The following is a 2177-nucleotide window of genomic DNA, read 5'->3' on the forward strand; positions in this document are numbered from 1 at the left end:
CAAAAACGGTCGATACTGGTGAAAAACTCCGCCCATTTTCGAGGGCAGTACTGACAGCCGCCCATTTGCGGGTATTCTCTTGCTTGAGCGAGATTGATGACACACGCGAGGACGACCAGTTGGCTAATGTGGAAGATCAAGATTTCTCTGGTGCTAAGATTGCTCTGATATGCGGTGGGGCTGTTCTGACCTATCGCAGAGACGATAAGCCAAACATTCCTTACCCGGACCAATGGGACTTGGCTGGTGGGGGTAGAGAAGATGCCGAAACCCCTGAACAATGCGCTATTCGTGAGACAAACGAGGAATTCGGGCTTGCCATCGAGGCCTCCCGCATCTTTTGGAAGCGTCGATACCCCCACGCTCTAAACCCTACTGAGGGAGCTTTCTTCATGGTCGCCGAGATTGCTGGTGCTGAGATTGATGCAATTTGCTTCGGCAATGAAGGACAATACTGGCAAATGATGGACTTCCAAGAGTTCCTTCATCATCCAAACGCTGTTGCACCTCTTAGGGATCGGTTGGGCCACTTTCTGGCGCAGTGGCGAGACCTTAAAGACGAATGACCGCGAACTTTTCATATAGGGTCTTTTGTCGGTTACGCGGGAACTTGCGGTTGAGCCAAAAAGCGCTGATACCGAACAATAATTTCGACCTTGATCGGGGTCTTGTTGGCTGATTCAATTCTCCCGGACATGGGGAGGATTTGAAGATGATGGGACGGTTGGAAGCGCAGGAGAACCTGTTTTATCGGTTTCGGATCGAGGATCATGTCCCGCAAGATCACTTACTCCGCCGGATCGACTGGCTGTTGGACTTCGACGGGATCCGCGCTGACCTCGCCGAGCTTTATAGCCACACAGGCCGCCCCTCGGTTGATCCCGAACTCATGTTGCGGATGCTGCTGGTTGGCTATCTTTATGGCATTCGATCTGAGCGGCGGCTGGTCGAAGAGGTCCACCTCAATCTGGCGTACCGGTGGTTTTGCAAACTGGGCCTGGAAGGCCGTGTGCCGGACCGCTCGACCTTCTCAAAGAATCGGCATGGTCGCTTTGCCGATGGTGATATCATGCGCCGTCTGTTTGAGAGCGTCGTGGAGAAATGCGTCGGATTTGGCTTTGTCGGCGGGACCGACGCGGCTGTTGACGGCAGCACGATTGAGGCGGATGCCAACAGGGATCGCAAGGATGCCCCGCATGAGATCGAGAAGCTGTGGTCGCGCAAGGAACAGGTGCAGCGCCCCGTCGCGGAATACCTTGCAAAGCTGGCCGATGCAGATCAGCCTACATCGCCCGGACCGAAGAAGAAGCCACCAAAGTACTTGTCAGAGACTGATCCTGAAGCCGCTTGGTCCCTAAAGGAAGGGCCAGGGCGCTTCAGCTATGAGACCAACTACCTGGTCGACACCGATCACGGGATCATCATGGATGTCGAGGCAACGCCCGCGCGCCTTTCACAAGAGATCATCGCAACCAAAACAATGCTGGAACGCAGTGCGAAACGGCATGACTTTCAGCCCGACCGGATCGCGGCGGACGGATCATATGGCACAGGCCCGTTTCTGGCGTGGCTGCTCAAACGCAATGTCACGCCGCACATTCCCGTGCTGGACCGCAAGCATCAAACGAATGGCAAATACGACATCAGCCACTTCCAATATGATGCAGAACGGGACAGCTTTACCTGTCTTGAGGGGCACGAGATGCCACTGCGGCGGATCAAGAAAGCCGACAGGATCAAAAGCTACTTCGCCAGCAAGGAAACCTGTGGTGAGTGTCCGATCCGAAAAGCTTGCACCGACGCGCCATTCCGCACTGTCACCCGTCACATGGACGAAGAGGCGCGCCAGACCGTCCGAGATCTGAAGCACACATGGCAATATGACGAGAGCCGACGACGACGCAAAAGGGTAGAGATGTTGTTCGCCCATTTGAAACGACATCTCGGCCTGAGACGCCTCCGGCTCAGAGGCCTGAAAGGAGCCAACGAAGAATTCCTCCTCGCAGCAACCGCACAAAACCTAAAACGTATGGTCAAAATGGTTCCAGGCTGATGAGCAAAGCCAACCCCCACGCCACCCGTCAAAAACAATGCCTTTGCCCGCAATCACAGCGGCTTGAGAAGCCTTGGGCAGCCCAAACACAACATCTAGTAGGTCGAGTTTTTCACCTAAATCG

At 54.8% G+C, this 2177-nt stretch carries 2 protein-coding genes; both read left to right on the forward strand.

The window, feature by feature from the left end; translation table 11 throughout:
* On the forward strand, positions 1-566 hold a 566-nt coding region (locus tag HRQ87_RS19915), incomplete at its 5' end, for an NUDIX hydrolase (RefSeq protein ID WP_217430528.1).
* A gap of 146 nt (positions 567-712) precedes the next feature.
* The gene (locus HRQ87_RS19920) at positions 713-2053 is read left to right on the forward strand and encodes a transposase (RefSeq protein WP_174140196.1); all 1341 of its coding nucleotides are present in this window, start codon (positions 713-715) and stop codon (positions 2051-2053) included.
* Positions 2054-2177 lie beyond the last annotated feature (124 nt).

Origin of the sequence: Parasulfitobacter algicola (assembly GCF_013315265.1) — a bacterium.
GTDB classification, from domain to species: domain Bacteria; phylum Pseudomonadota; class Alphaproteobacteria; order Rhodobacterales; family Rhodobacteraceae; genus Parasulfitobacter; species Parasulfitobacter algicola.

Bases quoted from the DNA above. Each gene is read 5' to 3' on its own strand.
- HRQ87_RS19920 (WP_174140196.1), top strand. From the start codon at position 713: ATGATGGGACGGTTGGAAGCGCAGGAGAACCTGTTTTATCGGTTTCGG.